This is a genomic window from Falsiroseomonas oryzae, from assembly GCF_027856955.1.
Classification (GTDB): Bacteria; Pseudomonadota; Alphaproteobacteria; order Acetobacterales; family Acetobacteraceae; genus Falsiroseomonas; species Falsiroseomonas oryzae.
Genome location: NZ_JAPSMD010000603.1, coordinates 1 through 2,556, shown reverse-complemented (window position 1 = coordinate 2,556; position 2,556 = coordinate 1). Strand labels below are relative to the sequence as shown.

The 2,556-nt window shown below is 73.5% G+C and carries 1 protein-coding gene; it reads right to left on the bottom strand.

Annotated features, from left to right (window positions below; translation table 11 throughout):
* Positions 1–2,192: Rne/Rng family ribonuclease (locus OZN99_RS29470; RefSeq protein WP_270938777.1), on the bottom strand; the 2,192-nt coding region annotated here is incomplete at its 3' end.
* Between the last annotated feature and the right edge of the window lie 364 nt (positions 2,193–2,556).

Below are 2,556 nucleotides of genomic sequence, written 5' to 3'. Positions count from 1 at the left end.
CGCCGACGCCGGCGCCGGCCACGATTCGCGGCGCCTTCGCCCTCGGCGTCGCCGCGCTGCTCGGCCTCGGCGCGGGCGGGCACGGCCTCGCCGGGCTCCAGCGCCTCCGCCTCGACGGGCTCGGCCTCCTCCGGTTCCGGCGCGTAGTCCATGCGCAGCGCGGCCGGGCGCTCCGACACCGCATCCGGGTTCTGCGCGCGGGTGCGTTCGATCCGCAGCGCGGGCGGGACGAGCGTGTCGTCCGCCTGGAACAGGACGGACATGCCGAACCGTTCCTCGATCATCGCCAGGCGGTCGCGCTTGCGGTTCAGCAGCCAGAAGGCGATCGGCGTGGCGACATGCACCACGATCTCGGCGGCGCGGCGCTTGCCGCCCTCCTCCTCGATGGCGCGCAGCACCGCGAGGCCGCTGCTCTCCACGCTGCGCACCAGGCCGCGGCCCTGGCAGTGCGGGCAGGCGATGAAGGCATGCTCCACCAGCGACGGGCGCAGCCGCTGGCGCGACATCTCGAGCAGGCCGAAATGGCTGATCCGCCCGACCTGGATGCGCGCGCGGTCCTGCTTCAGCGCCTCCTTCAGGCGGCGCTCCACCATGCCGTCGTGCTTGGACGACTCCATGTCGATGAAGTCGATGACGATGAGGCCGGCCAGGTCGCGCAGCCGCAGCTGGCGCGCCACCTCGTCCGCGGCTTCGAGGTTGGTGCGCAGCGCCGTGTCCTCGATATGCCGGTCGCGCGTGGCGCGGCCCGAGTTCACGTCGATGGCGACCAGCGCCTCGGTCTGATTGATGACGATGTAGCCGCCCGACTTCAGCTGGACCGTCGGGTTGTGCATCTGCTCCAGCTGCTGGTCCACGCCGTGGCGGGCAAACAGCGGCACGCCGTCGCGCGACAGGCGCACCTTGTTCGCATGCGCGGGCATCAGCATGCGCATGAACTCGCGCGCGTCCTGGAAGGCGTCGTCGCCGTCCACGACCACCTCGTCCACGTCCTTGCCGTAGGTGTCGCGGATCGACCGCTTGATGAGGTCGGCTTCCTCGTAGATCAGTGCCGGCGCGGTGGAGGCGAAGGTGCGCTCGCGGATGTTGTCCCAGAGGCGCAGCAGGTACTCGCAGTCCTTCTTGATCTCGGGCTTCGGCCGCTGCGCGCCGGCGGTGCGCACGATCAGGCTCATCCCGTCCGGCAGGCCGAGCTCGTCGATGGCCTCGCGCAGGCGCTTGCGGTCGGCGGCGGAGGTGATCTTGCGGCTGACGCCGCCGCCGCGCGGGCTGTTCGGCATCAGCACGGAGAAGCGGCCGGCGAGCGAGATGTAGGTGGTCAGCGCCGCGCCCTTCGTGCCGCGCTCCTCCTTCACCACCTGCACCAGCATGATCTGCCGGCGCTTGATGACCTCCTGGATCTTGTAGTGGCGGAGGAACTTGGGCGGGATGCGGCGCTCCCGCACGTCGTCCTCGGTGGAGCCGCCGACAGTCTCGGGCGGCAGGGCGGGCTCGCCGGCATCGGCGAAGCCCTGGTCGCGCTCCGCCGCCTCGGCTTCGGCCACGTCGCCATCGGCGTCGTCGGCCGCCGCGCGCGGGTTGGCATCGGCCTGGGACGCCTCGCCGGGCAGGTGGTCCTCGCCCTCCGGCGCGCGGTCGATGGCGGGCTCGGCGGCGGCGGGCACGCCCTCCGGCGGCAAGGCGACGCCTTCATGCGGCACCGTGGCCTCGGCGGCCTCCGCCTCCAATGTGACGAGGCGGGCGGGCGGCGCTTCGGCCTCCTCGGCCGCCGTGTCGGCGGCGGCGGGCAGCGGTTCGCCCTCCTCCGCGGGCGGCTCGGCCACGGCGGATTCCAGCGCGTCGTTCAGCGCGGCGTCGTTGGCGCGGGCGGCGTCCTCCGCCTCCTCGCGGCGACGATCCTCCTCGGCTTCCTGGCGCTGCATCTCCAGCAGGCGCTGCCGGTCGGCGACGGGGATCTGGTAGTAGTCGGGATGGATCTCGCCGAAGGCCAGGAAGCCGTGGCGGTTGCCGCCGTATTCGACGAAGGCGGCCTGCAGGCTGGGTTCCACCCGCACGACGCGGGCCAGGTAGATGTTGCCCTTCAGGGGCAGGCGATTGGCGGACTCGATGTCGAAGGCCTCGAGCCGGTTGCCGTCCAGCACCGCCACCCGTGTCTCCTCGGGGTGGGATGCGTCGATCAGCATGCGCTTGGTCATGGAAGCGTGGACTCCGCGCCGCAGCGGCGATGGGCCCGGCTGCGGCGGAGAAGGGTGGCGGGGGCCGGGAAGCGGCGGCGGCGCGGCTGGTGTTCGACCATGCGGCGGCGCCCCGATCCTCTTCTCGGCGGGCCGGCCCGGAGGGGCTCGACCCTGGTGGGGTCTCTGGACCCGGTCGGGGGCGGGGCATCGGCCAAGCCGCAGCCACGCTCCGCCGGGTCCGGCGGATGCGCCTCGCGATGCCCCGAAGCCCTCCGGGCGGCGCTCCGGACCGGGCGCCCGGAAGGGCACGGGTCGCGGGCGCCGATCGCAGGCGCGGTCGGGCGGGCGGCGGGCGTCGGGCATGCCCCGGGCCCGGGCGGAA